Here is an 18,419-nt window from a genome sequence, read left to right as displayed (position 1 = left end):
ACAGCTCGCTTTTGAATGGGATTTCTCAACAGAATTTCCGAACATCTCTGATATATTGCCCGCAGGCATTTCGTATTTATTCTATGAATCTGCAGCAAAATCAATCGGAGCACAGTGTGACCTTACTCAAGAAAACCCTCATCTCGGCCGCCTTTCTTTCCGCCTTCGCCGCGACGGCGCTGCTGACCGCCACGGCATTTGCGCAGACCGCTGCGGCCCGTGTCCAGCCGCCGCTGCAAAAGCCTGCTTTCCCGGCCATGCGCCTGATGGAGATGAGTAATGGCGAGCGCGCGATTGGCAATCTCGGTAATCGCCTGCCCGAAGTGGCGGCCTACTATGGCAAGACAGTGGCCGAGTTTGCCCAGCAACTGCGCACCGACCGTTCAGCCTGGATCGACAAGAGCGGGCGCCTCATGTTCATCGAGCATGGCTTGACCGTGTCGGGCAGCGACCTGGCACCGGGCGGCGCCATTTACCCGGCCGACCAGACCTTCAAGCTCCATTCGCGCCCCGGCTCCAAGCGCAAGATCTACCTCGACTTCAATGGCCACACCACCACCGGCAGTGCCTGGAACAGCAGCTATGGCCTGACCACCATCACCAGCCCCGCGTTCGACCTGGACGGCCTGCCCGGCACCTACAGCGCGGCCGAACTGGCAATGATCCAGAACATCTGGCGCCGCGTGGCGGAAGATTACGCCGCCTTTGACGTGGACGTGACCACCGAGGAACCGCCGCTCGACCAGATGACGCGTACCGCGCTCACCGACGACACCTATGGCGCGCGCGCCCTGATCACCAGGAACTTCACCGCCGGCACCACGCGCGGCGATTGCGGCTGCGGCGGCTTTGCCTACGTGGGCGTGTTCGATAATGTCGGGGAAAACTACAAGACTGCCTTTGTGTTCCAGGACAAGCTGGCCAATGGCGAGAAGAACATTGCCGAAGCCGTCACCCACGAGGTAGGCCACAACCTGGGCCTGTCGCACGACGGTACCGGCAGCACCGGCTACTACACCGGGCACGGCACGGGCGTGACCGGCTGGGCGCCGATCATGGGCGTGGGTTACTCGCGTGAACTGGTCCAGTTCAGCAAGGGCGAGTACCTCAATGCCAACAACAAGGAAGACGACTTCCTGGTCATGCAAAACAATGGCGTCGTGTTCGCTGCCGACGACTTCGGTAACACCATTGCCACCGCCACCGTGCTCGCGGCAACGCCGGCCAATGGCGTCAACAGCTACAGCATCCGCGGCCTGGTGGAAACCCCGTCCGACATGGACTTCTTCAAGTTCTCGGCCGGCGCCGGCACCTTGACCGTCAACGCCACGCCGTTTGAACGTTCGCCCAACCTCGACATCCTGATGCAGGTACGCGATGGCAACGGCACCGTCATCGCCCAGGCCAATCCCCTGGACGCGCTCAACGGCACCATTTCCATGCAGCTGCCCGCAGCCGGCAACTACTACCTGAGCATCCAGGGCACCGGCAAGGGTGATCCGCTGGGCACCGGCTACAGCGTCTATGGCAGCATCGGCCGCTACTCGGTATCGATGTCGGCGCCGGTCACGGCCGGCATGCCGGTCGCATCGATCAGCACCAGCGCCACGTCCGGCCCGGCACCGTTGCTGGTGTCATTCTCGGGCGCCGCGTCGAGCGATCCGTCTGGCACCCTGCAGTCGTATGAATGGAACTTTGGCGACGGCAGCGCGCCGGTTGCCGGCGCTACCGCCAGCCACAGCTACGCCGCCGCCGGCAGTTACAGCGCCACGCTCAAGGTCACCAATGCCAGCGGCATGACCGATACCCGCGCCGTGACCATTACCGCCACCTCCGTCCAGCCGCGGGTATATGTCGACGCCATCACCCTGACCACCGTCGCCACCAGGAACGGCAACTATGCCCAGGCCAAGATCACGGTCAAGGACACGGCAGGGCGCGCCATCCAGGGCGCCACCGTCACCGGCAACTGGAGCGGCATTGTCAGCAGCACCAAGAGCGCCGGCACCAATACTGCCGGCATTGCGACCGTCAATTCGCCCCTGAGCAAGGTGTCCGGCACCTACCAGTACGCCGTCACCGGCATTGCTGCCCCCGGATTTGCCTACGATGCCGCACTGAACAAGATGACGAGCAACGCCATCACCCGCTAAGCGGCAGCTGTGCGCAAAAAGCCGTGCCGGCATCATGCCTGGCACGGCTTTTTGCATGACAGGTGCGGTTTCCGCCTCAGGGCGAGGGCGGGGCGCGCTCGGCCGCCCTGGCCATCTGCACCTGCAACTGGTACTTCATGACCAGCAAGCCCGGTGACGGCGCTCGTGTGGCAAGCTGCCAGAGGATGCCCAGGGCGGCGGCACTGATGCCCACCATGGCAAGCAGGCGACCGCCGGCGCTGCGGCCAAAGGTCAGCAGGGAAAACGCCAGGCCCAGGACCAGGCCCGCCACCAGGCCGCCGATATGGGCTGCATTGTCAATCCCGATGCCGGTATTGAGAAAGCCGATGACCAGGTTGATGGCAATGGTCTGGATCAGGGGACCCTTCATGCCGATGGCATGGGCGTCGAGCTGGCCGCGCCCGGGCGACAGGATGCGGCCCAGGAATGCGCCGCTGATGCCCATCAGCGCGCCGGAGGCGCCGGCCGCCACGCTCACTTCCTGGCTGGCGCTGAACCACATGGCACTGGCCAGGCTGCCGAACAGGCCGGACAACAGGTAGATGAGCAGGAAGCGCAGCTTGCCGAAGGCGCGCTCCACGAAAGGGCCGAGCACCAGCAGCATGTACATATTGAGGGCGATATGGATCAGCCCGATGTGCAGGAACATGCTCGACAGCAGGCGCCATGGCGCGTCGGTGAGCGTGAGCGGCGCCACGTTGGCGCCCCAGGCAATCATCTGCAGCACCTGCGGACTCATCCAGTGCACGCCGCTGCCAAGCTGCACCAGGTAGACCAGGATACTGATGGCCGCCAGCAGCATGACGACCGGGGTGATGCGGGACGGCGCGGCCGGCGCGCCGCTGTCTGCTGTCGAGGAAGTAGTCATGGCAGCCAATTGTTATATTTACAATGCTGCAATAATAGCATCTGCGCGGCGGAGCGCCGGCGCGACACCGTGCAGTGCGCTGCTTACACCTTCTGGCTGGCCAGGCTTTCCTCCAGCTGCTGCACGCGCAGTTCCAGCGCCTCGAGCCGGGCGCGGGTCTTGGCCAATACCTGGTTCTGGATATCGAATTCTTCGCGCGTGACCAGGTCCAGCTTGGAAAATCCCTGGGTCATCATTGCCTTGACGTTCTTTTCAATGTCCTTGGCGGGCGAACTCTCGATGGCCTGGTTGATCTTGCCCTGCAAGTCGTTAAAAAAGCTGTTCATGTCCATGTGCTCTCCTGGTGAATCCGTGATGCACCGTCGTGGTGCTGGCAGTGCATCGCATTGGTGCGATTGTCGCGCCGGCATGTGCCGGAGCGTCATTCGCCACGCTGTTCTGCAGTTTATTAAAGGCAAGATGGGTAGGCACCGTGAAAAAATCAAGGGCGCGCCCCCGCATTTTACGCTGGCACGACTCCTGCTACTGTCCCCGTAGACGACCTTGTTTCACCTGATTTTAATCCGCAACCGTGCCACACGTTCAAAACAATAGGGGAACCGCCATGAAAAACCTGACCAACCAGTTCACGCTTGCCGCCTCGCTGGCGCTGGTAGTGGCCGCTTTCGCGCCACTGGCCCACGCTGCCGATGACGCGCCCGAGCACGCCGTGAGCTACAACGCTGCCGTCACCAGCGACTACCGCTACCGCGGCCTGTCGCAAACGCGCCTGCAGCCGGCCTTGCAGGGCGGGGCCGACTATACCCACAGCCCCAGCGGCTTTTACCTCGGCGCCTGGGCGTCCACCATCAAATGGACCAAGGACCTGGGGGGCGATGGCAGCGTGGAAATTGACCTGTACGGCGGCAAGCGCGGCGAGCTCAGCCCGGGCGTAAGCTATGACGTGGGCGGCCTGTACTACGCCTATCCGTCCAACGACCTCAATCCCGATGCCGACACCTTTGAACTCTATGCCCAGCTCGGCTATGGCCCGGCCACCCTCAAGTACTCGCACTCGACCACCAACCTGTTCGGCACCGCCGACAGCAAGGGCAGCGGCTACGTGGACCTGAGCGTGAACCAGGAAATCGCCCCCGGCCTGGTGCTGAACCTGCACGCCGGCCGCCAGATGGTCAAGAACAATGGCGCCTTCAGCTACAACGATTACAAGATCGGCGTCACCAAAGACCTGGGCTTCGCTTCCCTGGCGCTGGCGGTGGTGGGCACCAGCACCGACCTGTATCTGAGCCCGGTCAACGGCAAGAACCTGGGCCGTACCGGCGCCGTTGTCACCCTGTCGAAAACCTTCTGAGAGAACGCCATGAAAATGATTACCGCCATTATCAAGCCCTTCAAGCTGGACGAAGTGCGGGAAGCCCTGTCGGCCATCAATGTGCAGGGCATCACCGTGACCGAAGTGAAGGGCTTCGGACGCCAGAAGGGCCACACCGAGCTGTACCGCGGCGCCGAGTACGTGGTCGATTTCCTGCCCAAGACCAAGATCGAAGCGGCGGTCGACGACGCCATCGTCGAGCAGGTGATCGAAGCGATCGAACTGGCAGGACGCACCGGCAAGATCGGTGACGGCAAGATTTTCGTCTATAACCTCGAACAGGTCGTGCGTATCCGGACCGGCGAGACCGGCAACGAAGCACTTTAAGGAACTGATCATGAAAAACACACTGCTCAAATGGCTCGGTGCGGCCGCCTTGCTGGCCGCCGTTGGCGGCGCCCTGCCGGCGCTGGCCCAGGACGCCTCGCCGGCCGCAGCACCGGCGATCTCGGCACCGGCAGCTGACGCTGCCGGCGTACCGGACGGGGCAGCGGCCGAGGCAGCTGCCGCCGCGCTGCCGGTGGCCGCTGCCGAAGCTCCGGCCGCCGCGCCTGCCCCCGTGCCCCACAAGGGCGACACCACCTGGATGTTCATAGCCACCATCCTCGTCATCATCATGACCATTCCCGGCCTGGCCCTGTTTTACGGCGGCCTGGTGCGCAGCAAGAACATGCTGTCGGTGCTGATGCAGGTATTTACCGTGTTTGCCCTCGTCATCGTGCTGTGGTGCGTGTACGGCTATTCGCTCGCCTTCACCGCCGGCAATGCCTTCATTGGTGGCTTTGACCGCCTCGCACTGGGCGGCATCTGGGATCCCGTGGCCGGCACCTTTGCCTATGCCGCCACCTTCAGCAAGGGCGTCGTCATTCCCGAGTTTGTCTTTGTCGCCTTCCAGGGCACCTTTGCCGCCATCACGTGCGCGCTGATCGTGGGCGCCTTTGCCGAGCGTATCAAGTTCGCTGCCGTGCTCGCTTTTGTGGTGCTGTGGTTCACCTTCAGCTACCTGCCGGTGGCCCACATGGTCTGGTTCTGGACCGGTCCCGACATGATCACCGACGCCGCCACCCTCGCCTCAGAAGGCGCCAAGGCCGGCTACCTGTTCCAGCACGGCGCGCTTGATTTTGCCGGCGGTACCGTGGTCCACATCAACGCTGCCATTGCCGGCCTGGTGGGCGCCATCATGATCGGCAAACGCGTGGGCTATGGCCGTGAATCGATGGCCCCGCATTCGCTGACCATGACCATGATCGGCGCCTCCCTGCTGTGGGCCGGTTGGTTCGGCTTCAATGCCGGCTCGGCGCTGGAAGCGGGCGACATTGCCGCCCTGGCCTTCATCAACACCCTGCTGGCCACTGCCGCCGCCACCCTGTCCTGGATCCTGGGCGAGTGGGTCACCAAGGGCAAGCCATCGATGCTGGGCGCCGCCTCCGGCGCCGTGGCCGGCCTGGTCGCCATCACCCCGGCGGCCGGCTTTGTCGGCCCCATGGGCGGCCTGGTCATCGGTCTGCTCTCCGGCATTGTCTGCCTGTGGGGCGTGAATGGCTTGAAGCGCCTGATCGGTGCCGACGACGCGCTCGACGTGTTTGGCGTGCACGGCGTGGGCGGCATCCTCGGCGCCCTGCTGACCGGCGTGTTCGCCGCACCGTCGCTGGGCGGCCAGGGCATTTTCGACTACGTTGCCAACAAGGCATCGGCCGACTACTCGATTGGCGGCCAGGTCATCACCCAGCTGACCGCCGTCGGCGTCACCGTGCTGTGGTCGGCTGTGGTGGCCTTCGTTGCCTACAAGCTGGTCGACCTGGTCATCGGCCTGCGGGTACCGGAAGAAGAAGAACGGGAAGGCCTCGACATCACCAGCCACGGCGAATCGGCCTACCACGCCTGAATTTGCCGTCCCCGGCCCGCATTGCGCGGGTCAAACAGGCGCCTGCGGGCGCCTTTTTGCATTCTGCGTCCCGAATCGCTTTAAAATGCCGGTTCCGCCCCGATGTAGCTGTTCACGATCATCAAGAAGCCTTAAGGACGTCAATTCATGGTTCCGCACCTCGCCACGGCCCTCACCGGCCCGCTCCTCGACCTCGAGAAAAAGATTCTCGCAGCTACCCCCGCCATCGAGCGCTGGTTCCGGATGGAGTGGCAGGAGCATACGCCGCCGTTCTACTGCTCGGTGGACTTGCGCAATGCCGGCTACAAGCTGGCGCCGGTCGACACCAACCTGTTCCCTGGCGGCTTTAACAACCTGGCCACCGAGATGCTGCCGCTGGCCGTGCAGGCCGCCATGGCCGCCATCGACAAGTATTGCCCGGACGCGCGCAACCTGCTGCTGGTACCCGAAGCGCACACGCGCAACCCGCATTACCTGCAAAACGTGGCGCGCCTGATGCAGATTTTCCGCCAGACCGGCCTGCACGTGCGCCTGGGCTCCATGTCGCCGGAAATCACCCAGCCCACGCCGCTGGCGCTGCCAGACGGCAACATGCTGGTCATCGAGCCGATGGTGAGATCAAGCAATGGGCGCCGCATCGGCCTGGTCGACTTCGACCCCTGCACCATCTTGCTCAATAACGACCTGTCGGCCGGCATTCCATCGCTGCTGGAAAACGTGCATGAACAGTCGCTGCTGCCGCCGGCCCACGCCGGCTGGGCCCTGCGGCGCAAGAGCAACCACCTGGCAGCCTACGACGAAGTGGCGAAAAAGTTCGGCAAGCTGATCGATGTCGACCCGTGGATGGTCAATCCTTTCCACGCCAAGTGCGGCCAGATCAACATGCAGGAAGATAACGGTTCCGAGTGCCTGGCCGACAATGTCACCATGCTGCTGGCCAAGATCCGCAAGAAATACAAGGAATACGGTATCAAGGAAAAGCCCTTCGTCATCGTCAAGCCGGACGCCGGCACCTACGGCATGGGCATCATGACGGTCAAGGATGCCAACGACGTGCGCGACCTGTCGCAGCGCCAGCGCAGCAAGATGTCGGTCATCAAGGATGGCGTGGAAGTGACCGACCTGATCATCCAGGAAGGCGTGCCCACCTTTGAAAACGTCAACGATGCCGTGGCCGAACCGGTGGTCTACATGATCGACCGCTACGTGGTGGGCGGCTTTTACCGCATCCACGCCGAGCGCGGGGTGGACCAGAACCTGAATGCGCCCGGTTCCCAGTACGTGCCGCTGGCCTTTGCCCAGCAGCACGCTGTCCCCGACCTCAAGGCCAAGCCCGGCACCGCCGCGCCGAACCGCTTCTATGTGTACGGGGTGGTGGCGCGCCTCGGACTGCTGGCTGCCTCGCTGGAACTGGAACGCACCGATCCGAATCCGGAAGTGTATTGACCACCACCCGCGGCGCCAGGGGAGGGGGGCGGCCCCCCTCGCCGCGGCCATATCAAGCCAACATTGCTGTTTCCGGATAAAATCAGGGCATTACCCTGACTGGAAACGTCCATGAAAATCGCTTTCCTTGCCGATCCGCTGGCAGGCTTCAAAACGTACAAGGATTCCACCTTCGCCATGATGCGCGAAGCGGCCCGCCGCGGGCACGAAGTCCATGCGTTCGAGCAGGGCGACATGGCGCTGGAAGGGGGCGAGGTATCGGCCCATATCGCCCACCTGACGCTGACCGGTAATCCGGACAAGTGGTACGTGGCCACGCCCAAGGTGGCGCGCCGCCTGTCCGACTTCGACGCCGTCCTGCAGCGCAAGGACCCGCCCTTCGACATGGAGTACGTGTACGCGACCTACCTGCTGGAACTGGCGCAGCGCGCCGGCGCGCGCGTTTTCAACAAGCCCTCGGCCATCCGCGACCACAACGAAAAGCTCGCCATTGCCCAGTTTTCCGAATACACCTCGCCCACCCTGGTCGCGTCCGACCCGGCGCGCCTGCGCGCCTTCCACGCCCAGCATGGCGACGTCATTTTCAAGCCGCTCGACGGCATGGGCGGGGCCGGCATCTTCCGCATCAAGGCCGACGGCATGAACCTCGGTTCCGTCATCGAGACCTTGAGCTGCAATGGCACGCGCACCATCATGGCCCAGCGCTACATTCCCGAAATCGTCAGCGGCGACAAGCGCATCCTCGTCATCAACGGCAAGCCGGTCCCCTTTTCGCTGGCGCGCATCCCGCAAGGCGACGAAATTCGCGGCAACCTGGCCGCCGGTGGCGTCGGCGTGGCCCAGCCGCTGACGGCGCGCGACCGCCACATCGCCGAAGCGATCGGCCCCGTCCTGGCCGCGCGCGGCCTGCTGCTGGTGGGGCTGGACGTGATCGGCGAATGCCTGACCGAAGTGAACGTGACCAGTCCCACGTGCTTCCAGGAGATCACCGACCAAAGTGGCTTCGACGTGGCCGCGATGTTCATCGACGCGCTCGAGCAGCAGGCAGGGAAGGCCTGACATGGTCGGCATCCTCCTCATGACCCACGCCCCGCTGGGACAGGCCTTTATCGCCGCCGTCGCGCACGTGTTCCGCGGCCCCACCGAGCGCTTTGAAGCCATTGACGTGGCGGCCGACCAGGACCTGGCTGAAGTGAACGAATTGGCGCGCACCGCCATTGGCCGCCTGGATGACGGCAGCGGCGTGCTGGTGATCACCGACATCAAAGGCGGCACGCCGTCGAACTGCTGCAATTCGCTGGCCGACGCCGGCCATGTGGAAGTCATTGCCGGCATCAGCCTGCCCATGCTCCTGCGCGCCATCACCTACCGCCGCGACACGCTCGACGTGGTGGTGGAAATGGCGCTGGCGGGGGCCCAGAGCGGCGCGGTGCGGGTCGACAACCGGGTCAGGGTAGGACCGGCGTAACAGAGCATCATCCCCGTTTCACGCGCAGCAGAACTCAGACACCGATTGATAAAGACGCCAACCACATGATTCAACAAGACCTCGAAATCATCAACAAGCTGGGACTGCATGCACGCGCCTCGGCCAAGTTCACCCAGATGGCCGCGCGCTACAAGAGCGACGTCTGGCTCTCGCGTAATGGCCGCCGCATCAATGCCAAGTCGATCATGGGCGTGATGATGCTGGCCGCCGGCAAGGGCGCCAAGGTCACGCTGGAGGCCGATGGCCCGGACGAGCAGGAATGCGTCATCGCCCTTGCAGGACTGATCAACGACAAGTTCGGCGAAGGCGAGTAATGCCGCCGGACCGACCACCCGGCCGCCACCATTTTGGACACCCAGGACAACCGATGGCATCGTTCACGCTTCATGGCATACCCGTCTCCCGCGGCATCTCCATCGGGCGCGCGCACAAGCTCACCCCTGCCGCGCTCGACGTCAAGCACTACCTGGTGGCTGAAGAGCAGCTGGAAAATGAAGTCAGGCGCCTGCAGGACGCCCTGGCCGAAGTGCACCGCGGCCTGCAGGCCCTGTGGACCGACCTGCCCAAGGATGCCCCGACCGAACTGGGCGCCTTTATCGACGTGCACGCGCTGATCCTGTCCGACCCCATGATCTCGGAAGCGCCGCTTGACATCATCCGCACCCGCCATTACAACGCGGAGTGGGCGCTGGTGACCCAGATCGACGAACTGTCGGCGCAATTCGACGAGATCGAAGACGAGTACCTGCGCGAGCGCAAGGCCGACATCCAGCAGGTGGCCGAGCGCGTGCTCAAGGTCCTGATGGGCACGGCCCAGATCTCGCCGGCGCCGGTATCGGATGACGAATTCCAGCCGCAGATGATCGTGGTGGCGCACGACATTTCGCCGGCCGACATGCTGCAGTTCCGCGACCGCTCCTTCATCGGCTTTGTCACCGACGTCGGCGGGCAGAACTCGCACACCGCCATCGTGGCGCGCAGCCTGGATATTCCGGCGGCGGTCGGCATGTCGCAAGCGTCCCAGCTGATCGAGCAGGATGACTGGGTCATCATCGACGGTGACGCCGGCGTGGTGATTGCCAACCCGAGCCCCCTGGTGCTGGAACAGTACCGTGCGCGCCAGGGAGCCATGCTCAAGGCGCGCAAGAAGCTCCTGAAACTCAAGAAAACGCCGGCCGTCACGCGCGACGGCACCAGTATTGTCCTGCACGCGAACATCGAGCTGCCGGACGACTGTCCCGGTGCGCTGGAGTCGGGCGCCGAAGGCATTGGCCTGTTCCGCTCCGAGTTCCTGTTCATGGCGCGCAGCGGCCACACCCACCGCGTGCCGAGCGAGGACGAACAGTACGAGCAGTACAAGAAGGCCGTGGTAGCCATGAAAGGGCGGCCGGTCACCATCCGCACGCTCGACATCGGCGCCGACAAGCCGCTCGACCAGACCGAGCACACGGCCTTGAATCCCGCGCTCGGCCTGCGTGCCATCCGCTACTGCCTGGCCGAGCCGCAGCTGTTCCTGACCCAGCTGCGCGCCATCCTGCGCGCCTCCGCCTTTGGCAAGGTGCGCATGCTCATCCCCATGCTGGCGCATGCGTTCGAGATCGACCAGTCGCTGGCCATGATCGAGCAGGCCAAGGCCCAGCTGCGCGAAGCAGGGCAGAAGTACGACCCCGAGATCAAGGTCGGCGCCATGATTGAAATTCCCGCGGCCGCGCTGGCGCTGCCCATGTTCGTCAAGCGCATGGACTTCCTCTCCATCGGCACCAATGACCTGATCCAGTACACGCTGGCGATCGACCGGGTCGATTACGAAGTGGCGCACCTGTACAACCCGCTGCACCCGGCCATTTTGCAGCTGATCGCCATGACCATCATGGCCGGCAAAAAGGCCGGCATCGACGTTGCCGTATGCGGCGAAATGGCGGGCGACACCAAGCTCACGCGACTGTTGCTGGGCATGGGCTTGCGCGAGTTTTCCATGCACCCGGCGCAGCTGCTGGCCGTCAAGCAGGAAATCCTCAACTGCGACCTTGGCACCATCACCCCGCAGACCCGCCGCATCCTGCGCAGCATGGAGCCGGGCGCGATTGCCGAGGCGGTCGAGCAGCTGCAGGTGATTTGATTCAAACAGTATTTACTTTTTACCGGACCTCATGTCATCCACTGGAATAGTCACGCCGCAGAAACTGCATTTCGCCGAGCCGCTCAAGCTCCAGGGCGGCGCCACGCTTGCCGATTACACCCTGGTGTACGAAACCTACGGCACCTTGAACGCCGCCAAATCGAACGCGGTACTGGTGTGCCACGCGCTCAATGCCTCGCACCACGTGGCTGGCATGTACGAGGGCGATCCCAAGAGCACCGGCTGGTGGGACAACATGGTCGGACCCGGCAAGCCGGTGGACACGGACCGCTTCTTCGTCATTGGCGTGAACAACCTTGGCTCCTGTTTCGGCTCCACTGGCCCCATGCATGACAATCCGGCCACCGGCAAGCCCTATGGCGCCGCCTTCCCGGTGGTGACCGTGGAAGACTGGGTCAATGCCCAGGCGCGGCTGGCCGACCGGCTGGGCATCGCGCAGTTTGCCTGCGTCATGGGCGGCTCGCTGGGCGGCATGCAGGCGCTGGCCTGGAGCATGATGTACCCGGACCGGCTGCGCCACTGCGCCGTGATAGCCTCCACCGCCAAGCTGTCGGCCCAGAACATCGCTTTTAACGACGTGGCGCGCCAGGCCATCCTGTCGGACCCCGACTACCGCGGCGGCGACTTCTATGCCCACGGCGTGGTGCCGAAGAACGGCCTGCGCGTGGCGCGCATGGTCGGCCACATCACCTACCTGTCGAACGACGACATGGCCGAAAAATTCGGCCGCAAGCTGCGCAATGCCGCCGAATCGAACGACTACAAGTTCGACTTCGGCATCGACTTCGAGATCGAGTCCTACCTGCGCTACCAGGGCGACAAGTTTTCGGAATACTTTGACGCCAATACCTACCTGCTGATCACCAAGGCGCTCGACTACTTCGACCCCGCGCGCCATTTTGGCGGCGACCTGACGCGCGCGCTGGCCGGCACCAAAGCCGACTTCTTCCTCGCCTCATTCACCACCGACTGGCGCTTTTCGCCGGAGCGCTCGCGCGAAATCGTGCAGGCACTGGTATGCAACCGGCGCCGCGTGACCTATGCCGAGATTGATGCGCCCCATGGGCATGATGCCTTTTTGCTGGAAGACGCGCGCTACATGAACATGGTCAGGGCTTACTACGAACGGATCTGGGACGGCATCAAATGAATTTCAAGGACCTCTCCACCTTACGGCCCGACCTGGCATTCATCGCCGACTGGGTGCCGGACGGCGCCCATGTGCTCGACGTTGGCTGTGGCGACGGCGCCATGCTGGCCCACCTCCAGAACGGCAAGCGCTGCACCGGCTACGGCATCGAAATCGCCGACGCCCAGCTGCTGGCCAGTGCGCGGCGCGGCATCAACGTGCTGCAGCACGACATGGAGCAGGGCCTGACCCTGTTTACCGACAACTCCTTCGACACCGTGCTGTGCCTGTCGTCGCTGCAAATGATGCAGCATGTCGAAGTGCTGCTGCGCGACATCGTCCGGGTGGGCACGGAAGCCATCGTTTCCTTCCCCAATTTTGCCTACTGGCCGCACCGGCTGGCGCTGGCCAAGGGCCGCATGCCGGTATCGAAGTCGCTGCCGTACCAGTGGTATGACACCCCCAACGTGCGCTGCGCAACAATCTACGATTTTGAGGAACTTGCCGCCGAATGCGGACTCGAAGTGCTGGAGCGCGTGGCGCTCGCCGATGGCAAACCTGTGTCCTTCCTGCCCAATCTGCGTGGTAGCCTGGCAGTATTTCGCCTGCGCAAGAAAAATTCCGCCTCGAAATGACTTCCTGCTTATCGTGTGCGCCAAACAGACATTTCCTGCGATGATGTTGTTATCAAAATCACAGCACGGGCGGTGTCGCCCCGGAAAGCCAATATGAACCAACTAAGAAAAATAGTCGTTGCCGTTTCCCTCGCTGCCTGCGCCGGCATGGTCCCGGTCCAGGCCCAGCAGCAGGCCCCGCGCCAGGACCAGGCCACCGTGCAGGACGGCATCCAGCTGCGTCCCATGCCCCGGTACCGGATGCTCGCATCGGAAGAAAGGATCGAAGCGCAATCGAAGGCGCAGTATGCGCAGATGATGCAGCAGGCCGCGCAAAAGGGTGCCCTGGCGCCAAGCGACCATCCGCAGGTCATCCGCCTGCGGAATATCGCCCGGCGCATCATTCCGCACACCACGCGCTGGAATCCGGCTGCCTCCAAGTGGGACTGGCAGGTCAACCTGATCGGATCGCAGCAGATCAACGCCTTTTGCATGCCCGGTGGGCGCATTGGCTTTTTCAGCGGGATTCTCACCCAGCTCAAACTGACCGATGATGAAGCGGCGGCCATCATGGGCCACGAAATCGCGCACGCCCTGCGCGAGCATGGACGCGAGCAGATGGTCAAATCCACCGCCACCAATGTCGGTGCGCGCCTCGGTGGCGCTGTGCTGGCCGCGGTGCTTGGCATCGATCCCGGCATCACCGACACCGTGGCCCAGTACGGCGCCCAGTTCGCGTCGCTCAAGTTCTCGCGCGACGACGAGCGCGAGGCCGATCTGATTGGTCTCGATATCGCCGCCCGGGCAGGTTACGATCCGCGCGCCGGCATCGTCTTGTGGCAGAAAATGGCGCAGGCAAGCAAGGGTTCGCCGCCGGAGTTCCTCTCGACCCACCCGGGCGGTGCGAACCGCATCCGCCAGATGCAGGAGCATATGGACGTGCTGCTGCCGCTGTACGCGCGCGCCAAGGGCACCACCACGCGTTCGCTGCCGCCGTACCGTAGCGTCTCGATCAGGTAAGGAATGGGTAGACAGGCCGACGCCAACGCCATCAAGCCGCTGCCGCTGCGCGCCGGCGTGGCGCCGAGCTACCTGTGGATCGACGACCCGGCGCCCGGCGCTGCGCTGGTGTTCCTGCTGCGGCGCTTCCCCGATGTACCAGAAGCCGTATGGCGCGAGCGCATGGCCCGTGGCGACGTGGTCGACGGCGCCGGCGAGAGGGTCGCCGAGGCCACGGTGCTCAAGCGCGGCATGCGCCTGTGGTACTACCGCGAGATCGAGGACGAAGCCCCGCTCCCGTTTGAAGAGACCATCCTGCACCAGGACCAGCATCTGCTGGTGGCCGACAAGCCCCATTTTCTACCGACCACGCCAGGCGGACGCTTTCTGCGCGAGTCCCTGCTGGTGCGGTTGAAGAACCGCCTTGGCATTGACGACCTGACGCCGATTCACCGGCTGGACCGGGAGACGGCCGGAGTCGTGATCTTTTCGGTGCGCCCGGACAGCCGGGGCGCCTATCAATCGCTGTTCCAGAAGCGCTGCATCGACAAGGTGTACGAAGCGATTGCGCCGCAACTGCCGCAGCATGCTTTCCCGCTGACCTACCGCAGCCGCCTGGCCGACGACGGGCAGTTTTTCCGGACGGCCGAAGTGGCGGGGGAAGCGAATGCAGAAACGCGGGTGGAAGTGCTCAAGCTGCTGGACGCAGGGCTGGCCCTGTACCGGCTGCACCCACATACGGGGCGCAAGCACCAGCTGCGCGTGCACATGGCAGCGCTGGGCGCGCCGATAGTGGGCGACGCGCTGTATCCGGTGGCACTTGCGTGCGGTGCTGACGACTATGCCAGGCCGCTCAAGCTGCTGGCGCGCACGATCAGCTTTACCGATCCCCTGAGCGGCCAGCCGCGGCGCTTCGACAGCGCGCGCGCATTGTAGGCTACAGCGTGTAATCGATGATCAGCGGCGCGTGGTCGGAAAAGCGCTCATCCTTGTAGACATGGACCGCCTTGGCCTGGGCCGCGATCCCGGGCGTGGCAACGTGGTAATCGATGCGCCATCCCACATTCTTGGCGTAGGCCTGGCCGCGGTTGCTCCACCAGGTGTACTGCTCCGGGCGTTTATCGATGCCGCGATGGACATCGACGTAACCCAACTCATCGAAGATGCGTGACAGCCAGGCGCGTTCCTCCGGCAGGAAGCCCGAATTCTTCTTGTTGCCCTTCCAGTTCTTCAGATCGATTTCCTGGTGCGCGATATTCCAGTCGCCGCAGATCACGACCTCGCGGCCTTCCGCGCGCAGTGCCAGCAAGTGTGGCAGGAACACCTCCATGAAGCGGAACTTCGCCTCCTGGCGTTCTGGCGAGGACGAGCCGGACGGGCAGTAGACCGAGATGATGGTCAGGTCGCCAAAATCGCAGCGCACATAGCGGCCCTCGGCATCGAACTCCTGGCAGCCAAAGCCGGTGCGGACATTGTCCGGCTTGACGCGGCTGTAGATGCCGGTGCCGGAATAGCCCTTCTTTTCGGCGTAGTGGAAATGGCCGTGGTACCCGCCGGGCATCAGGAAGTCATCGGTCATGTCGGGCAGCTGCGCCTTGAGTTCCTGGACGCAGACAAAGTCGGCGGTCTGGCTCGTCATCCAGTTGAAGAAGCCCTTTTTGTGGGCCGAACGGATCCCGTTCAAGTTCGCGGAAATAATTTTTGGCATGGTTCGGAGAAGAGGGGTGGCGTAAAATACAGCCACTTTCAATAGCGGCTACTTAACAAAGAGGAAATCACGTGAACAATTTGCGCCAACAGTTTATCGCGTTTTCGGTGTCCACGGGCGTGCTGCGCTTTGGCGACTTCACCACCAAGGCGGGGCGCCAGTCGCCGTACTTCTTCAACGCGGGGCTGTTCCATGACGGCGCCACGCTGGCGCAGCTGGCGCAGTTCTACGCCCAGACCCTGCTCGACTCCGGCGTCGCATTCGACATGCTGTTCGGGCCGGCCTACAAGGGCATCACGCTGGCCTCGGCCACGGCCGTAGCGCTGGCCGGCAAGGGCCGCAACACCTCGTTCGCCTTCAACCGCAAGGAAGCGAAGGCGCACGGCGAGGGCGGCACCATCGTTGGCGCCACATTGCAGGGCAAGGTCGTGATCATCGACGACGTGATTTCGGCTGGCACCTCGGTGCGTGAATCGGTGGACATGATCCGGGCCGCTGGCGCCGAGCCATGTGCCGTCTTGATCGCGCTCGACCGGATGGAGCGCTCGGGCAAGGATGGCGAACTGTCGGCCAATTCCGCGGTACAGGAAGTGAGCCGCGAATTCGGCATACCCGTCATCTCGATCGGCAATCTCGACGACCTGTTCAGCTACCTCAACAGCGCCGGCGCCGACCCCGAGCTGCTGCAATACAAGGACGCCGTCGCTGCCTACCGCACCCGCTACGGCATCTAAACTTTCCTCCCACCAGGGTCAGACCACTTAAACGCGCCAAAATCAATTTCCTATTGCCAGGGTCAGACCACTTAAACGCGTCAAAAGCAACGTTTACCGGTGTGCTGCGGCAAATTTGAGTGCTTCCCGTGCGCTGAGGACAAAGCTTCCCGGAAAAAAATGCCTTGCCACCATTTGGCGCGTTCCAGATAGGGAACGAGAGGTTTGCCGGCCTATATTGGCATCACCTATGATCGACCTTTCACGCCTATGGCGGTGTCGATTTGGTATCTGAAAAGTTGTCAGAATGGCGCGAAAGTGGTCTGACCCTGGCGTAGGGAAATTGATTTTGCGTCGTTTAAGTGGTCTGACCCTGGTGGTGGGAAACACGAGGGCCAGACCGGGCCTTGTCAGCCGGCCAGTTTTTTCTTGAACAGTTCGGTCAGCTGCGCGGGGTTGGCCTTGCCGCGCGACGCTTTCATGGCTTGGCCGATCAGGGCGTTGATGGCCGCTTCCTTGCCGGCGCGGTATTGTTCCACCGATTTGGCATTCGCTGCCAGCACGTCGTCCACAATCTTTTCCAGCGCGCCGCTGTCCGAAATCTGGCGCAAGCCTTTCTGGTCGATGATGGCGTCGGCAATGTTCTCGTCCGCCGATTTCGCTTCCCACATGGCCGCGAACACTTCTTTGGCGATCTTGTTGGAGATGGTGCCATCCGCGATCCGCTTGAGCAGCAGCGCCAGTTGCGACGCTTCCACTGGCGAGTCGGCAATGTCCACGCCCTCCCGGTTCAGCGTCGAGGCGACGTCGCCCATCAGCCAGTTGGCCGCGGCCTTGGCATTGTCCTTGCCCGCAATCGCCACGACCGCTTCGAAATATGCCGCCATCTGATGTGAGGACGTCATGATCATGCTGTCGTATTCGGGCAGCGCGTAGTCGCTCACGAAGCGCGCACGCATCGCCGCCGGCAGTTCCGGCATGTCGGACCTGACGCGCGCGATCCAGTCTTCGCCGATGGTCAAGGGCGGCAAATCGGGATCCGGGAAGTAGCGGTAATCCTGCGCGTCTTCCTTGCTGCGCATGGCACGCGTCTCTTTCTTGTCCGGGTCGTACAGACGCGTCGCCTGCACCACCTTGCCGCCGTCTTCGATCAGCTCGATCTGGCGCCGCACTTCGACCGCCACCGCTTCTTCAATGAAGCGGAACGAGTTGAGGTTCTTGATTTCGCAGCGCGTGCCAAATTCCTTCTGCCCCACCGGCCGTACCGAGACGTTGATATCGCAGCGGAATGAGCCTTCCTGCATATTGCCGTCGCATACGCCCAGCCACACCACCAGCGAGTGCAGCGCCTTGCAGTAGGCGACCGCTTCGGCCGCACTGCGCATCTCCGGCTCCGACACGATTTCCAGCAGCGGCGTGCCGGCGCGATTGAGGTCGATGCCGCTCATGCCTGCATAGTCTTCGTGCAGCGACTTGCCGGCGTCTTCTTCCAGGTGCGCGCGCGTGAGGTTGACGGTACGCGTCTCGAACTTGCCATCCTTTTCAAAGCCGAATGTGACCTGGCCGCCAACGACGATCGGGTCTTCGAACTGGCTGATCTGATAGCCCTTGGGCAGGTCCGGGTAAAAGTAGTTCTTGCGCGCGAAGACCGACTGGGGAGCGATTTTGGCGCCCACCGCCAGGCCAAAGCGGATCGCGCGCTCGACGGCGCCGCGGTTCATCACCGGCAGCACGCCCGGCAGGGCCAGGTCCACCGGGCTGGCCTGGGTGTTCGGCTCGGCGCCAAAGGCAATCGCGCTGCCGCTGAAGATCTTGGAGTTGGTAGTGAGCTGGACGTGGTTCTCAATACCGATGACGACTTCCCATTGCATAAGCTTCTCTC

18 protein-coding genes are annotated in these 18,419 nt (G+C 63.3%); 14 read left to right on the top strand and 4 right to left on the bottom strand.

Annotation, left to right across the window (positions count from 1 at the left end):
• Nucleotides 1–116: 116 nt before the first annotated feature.
• Nucleotides 117–2,153: a PKD domain-containing protein gene (locus KY495_RS04985; RefSeq protein WP_219882647.1), complete on the top strand. Its 2,037-nt coding sequence runs from the start codon at nucleotides 117–119 to the stop codon at nucleotides 2,151–2,153.
• A gap of 76 nt (nucleotides 2,154–2,229) precedes the next feature.
• Here KY495_RS04985 and KY495_RS04980 read toward each other — a convergent pair whose 3' ends face one another.
• Entirely contained in the window at nucleotides 2,230–3,042 is an 813-nt protein-coding gene (locus KY495_RS04980) for a rhomboid family intramembrane serine protease (protein ID WP_219882646.1), read from the bottom strand.
• 83 nt (nucleotides 3,043–3,125) lie between these two features.
• A complete protein-coding gene (locus KY495_RS04975) occupies nucleotides 3,126–3,374 on the bottom strand; it encodes an accessory factor UbiK family protein (protein WP_219882645.1) in 249 nt (82 codons plus the stop codon).
• 272 nt (nucleotides 3,375–3,646) lie between these two features.
• Between KY495_RS04975 and KY495_RS04970 the strand changes: the two genes are divergently transcribed.
• From KY495_RS04970 to KY495_RS04915, 12 genes are all read left to right on the top strand, one after another.
• Nucleotides 3,647–4,393: a TorF family putative porin gene (locus KY495_RS04970; RefSeq protein WP_219882644.1), complete on the top strand. Its 747-nt coding sequence runs from the start codon at nucleotides 3,647–3,649 to the stop codon at nucleotides 4,391–4,393.
• A 9-nt stretch (nucleotides 4,394–4,402) separates the two neighbouring features.
• On the top strand, nucleotides 4,403–4,741 hold the full coding sequence (locus KY495_RS04965) for a P-II family nitrogen regulator (protein WP_219882643.1): 339 nt from the start codon (nucleotides 4,403–4,405) through the stop codon (nucleotides 4,739–4,741).
• Nucleotides 4,742–4,751: 10 nt separating this feature from the next.
• Nucleotides 4,752–6,299, top strand: a complete 1,548-nt coding sequence (locus tag KY495_RS04960) for an ammonium transporter (protein ID WP_219882642.1) — start codon at nucleotides 4,752–4,754, stop codon at nucleotides 6,297–6,299.
• A gap of 147 nt (nucleotides 6,300–6,446) precedes the next feature.
• Nucleotides 6,447–7,745 carry a glutamate--cysteine ligase gene (gshA, locus tag KY495_RS04955; protein WP_219882641.1) on the top strand — a complete coding sequence of 433 codons (1,299 nt, stop codon included), beginning with the start codon at nucleotides 6,447–6,449 and terminating at the stop codon, nucleotides 7,743–7,745.
• Nucleotides 7,746–7,856: 111 nt separating this feature from the next.
• Nucleotides 7,857–8,804, top strand: coding sequence for a glutathione synthase (gene gshB / locus KY495_RS04950; RefSeq protein ID WP_219882640.1), 948 nt, complete (start codon nucleotides 7,857–7,859; stop codon nucleotides 8,802–8,804).
• A gap of 1 nt (nucleotide 8,805) precedes the next feature.
• Nucleotides 8,806–9,213: a PTS sugar transporter subunit IIA gene (locus KY495_RS04945; protein WP_219882639.1), complete on the top strand. Its 408-nt coding sequence runs from the start codon at nucleotides 8,806–8,808 to the stop codon at nucleotides 9,211–9,213.
• Nucleotides 9,214–9,278: 65 nt separating this feature from the next.
• On the top strand, nucleotides 9,279–9,548 hold the full coding sequence (locus KY495_RS04940; RefSeq protein WP_219882638.1) for an HPr family phosphocarrier protein: 270 nt from the start codon (nucleotides 9,279–9,281) through the stop codon (nucleotides 9,546–9,548).
• Between the two features lie 53 nt (nucleotides 9,549–9,601).
• A complete protein-coding gene (gene ptsP, locus KY495_RS04935) occupies nucleotides 9,602–11,353 on the top strand; it encodes a phosphoenolpyruvate--protein phosphotransferase (RefSeq protein ID WP_219882637.1) in 1,752 nt (583 codons plus the stop codon).
• Between the two features lie 31 nt (nucleotides 11,354–11,384).
• Nucleotides 11,385–12,524, top strand: a complete 1,140-nt coding sequence (locus tag KY495_RS04930) for a homoserine O-acetyltransferase (protein ID WP_219882636.1) — start codon at nucleotides 11,385–11,387, stop codon at nucleotides 12,522–12,524.
• On the top strand, nucleotides 12,521–13,138 hold the full coding sequence (gene metW / locus KY495_RS04925; RefSeq protein ID WP_219882635.1) for a methionine biosynthesis protein MetW: 618 nt from the start codon (nucleotides 12,521–12,523) through the stop codon (nucleotides 13,136–13,138). Before KY495_RS04930 ends, metW begins: the two co-directional genes overlap by 4 nt.
• Before the next feature lie 93 nt (nucleotides 13,139–13,231).
• Nucleotides 13,232–14,137, top strand: coding sequence for a M48 family metallopeptidase (locus KY495_RS04920; RefSeq protein WP_219882634.1), 906 nt, complete (start codon nucleotides 13,232–13,234; stop codon nucleotides 14,135–14,137).
• 3 nt (nucleotides 14,138–14,140) lie between these two features.
• Nucleotides 14,141–15,052 carry a pseudouridine synthase gene (locus KY495_RS04915; RefSeq protein ID WP_219882633.1) on the top strand — a complete coding sequence of 304 codons (912 nt, stop codon included), beginning with the start codon at nucleotides 14,141–14,143 and terminating at the stop codon, nucleotides 15,050–15,052.
• A gap of 1 nt (nucleotide 15,053) precedes the next feature.
• Here KY495_RS04915 and KY495_RS04910 read toward each other — a convergent pair whose 3' ends face one another.
• Nucleotides 15,054–15,824, bottom strand: a complete 771-nt coding sequence (locus KY495_RS04910; RefSeq protein WP_219882632.1) for an exodeoxyribonuclease III — start codon at nucleotides 15,822–15,824, stop codon at nucleotides 15,054–15,056.
• 71 nt (nucleotides 15,825–15,895) lie between these two features.
• Here KY495_RS04910 and pyrE point away from each other — a divergent pair, with 71 nt between their 5' ends.
• Nucleotides 15,896–16,558 carry an orotate phosphoribosyltransferase gene (gene pyrE, locus KY495_RS04905; protein WP_219882631.1) on the top strand — a complete coding sequence of 221 codons (663 nt, stop codon included), beginning with the start codon at nucleotides 15,896–15,898 and terminating at the stop codon, nucleotides 16,556–16,558.
• A 389-nt stretch (nucleotides 16,559–16,947) separates the two neighbouring features.
• Here the strand turns inward: pyrE and gatB are convergent, their stop codons facing one another.
• Nucleotides 16,948–18,408: an Asp-tRNA(Asn)/Glu-tRNA(Gln) amidotransferase subunit GatB gene (gatB, locus tag KY495_RS04900; RefSeq protein ID WP_219882630.1), complete on the bottom strand. Its 1,461-nt coding sequence runs from the start codon at nucleotides 18,406–18,408 to the stop codon at nucleotides 16,948–16,950.
• Nucleotides 18,409–18,419: the final 11 nt, after the last annotated feature.

Origin of the sequence: Massilia sp. PAMC28688, from assembly GCF_019443445.1 — a bacterium.
GTDB lineage: Bacteria > Pseudomonadota > Gammaproteobacteria > Burkholderiales > Burkholderiaceae_D > Telluria_A.
The sequence above is the reverse complement of the archived record's forward strand: the minus strand, read 5'-3'. Positions and strand labels throughout refer to the sequence as shown.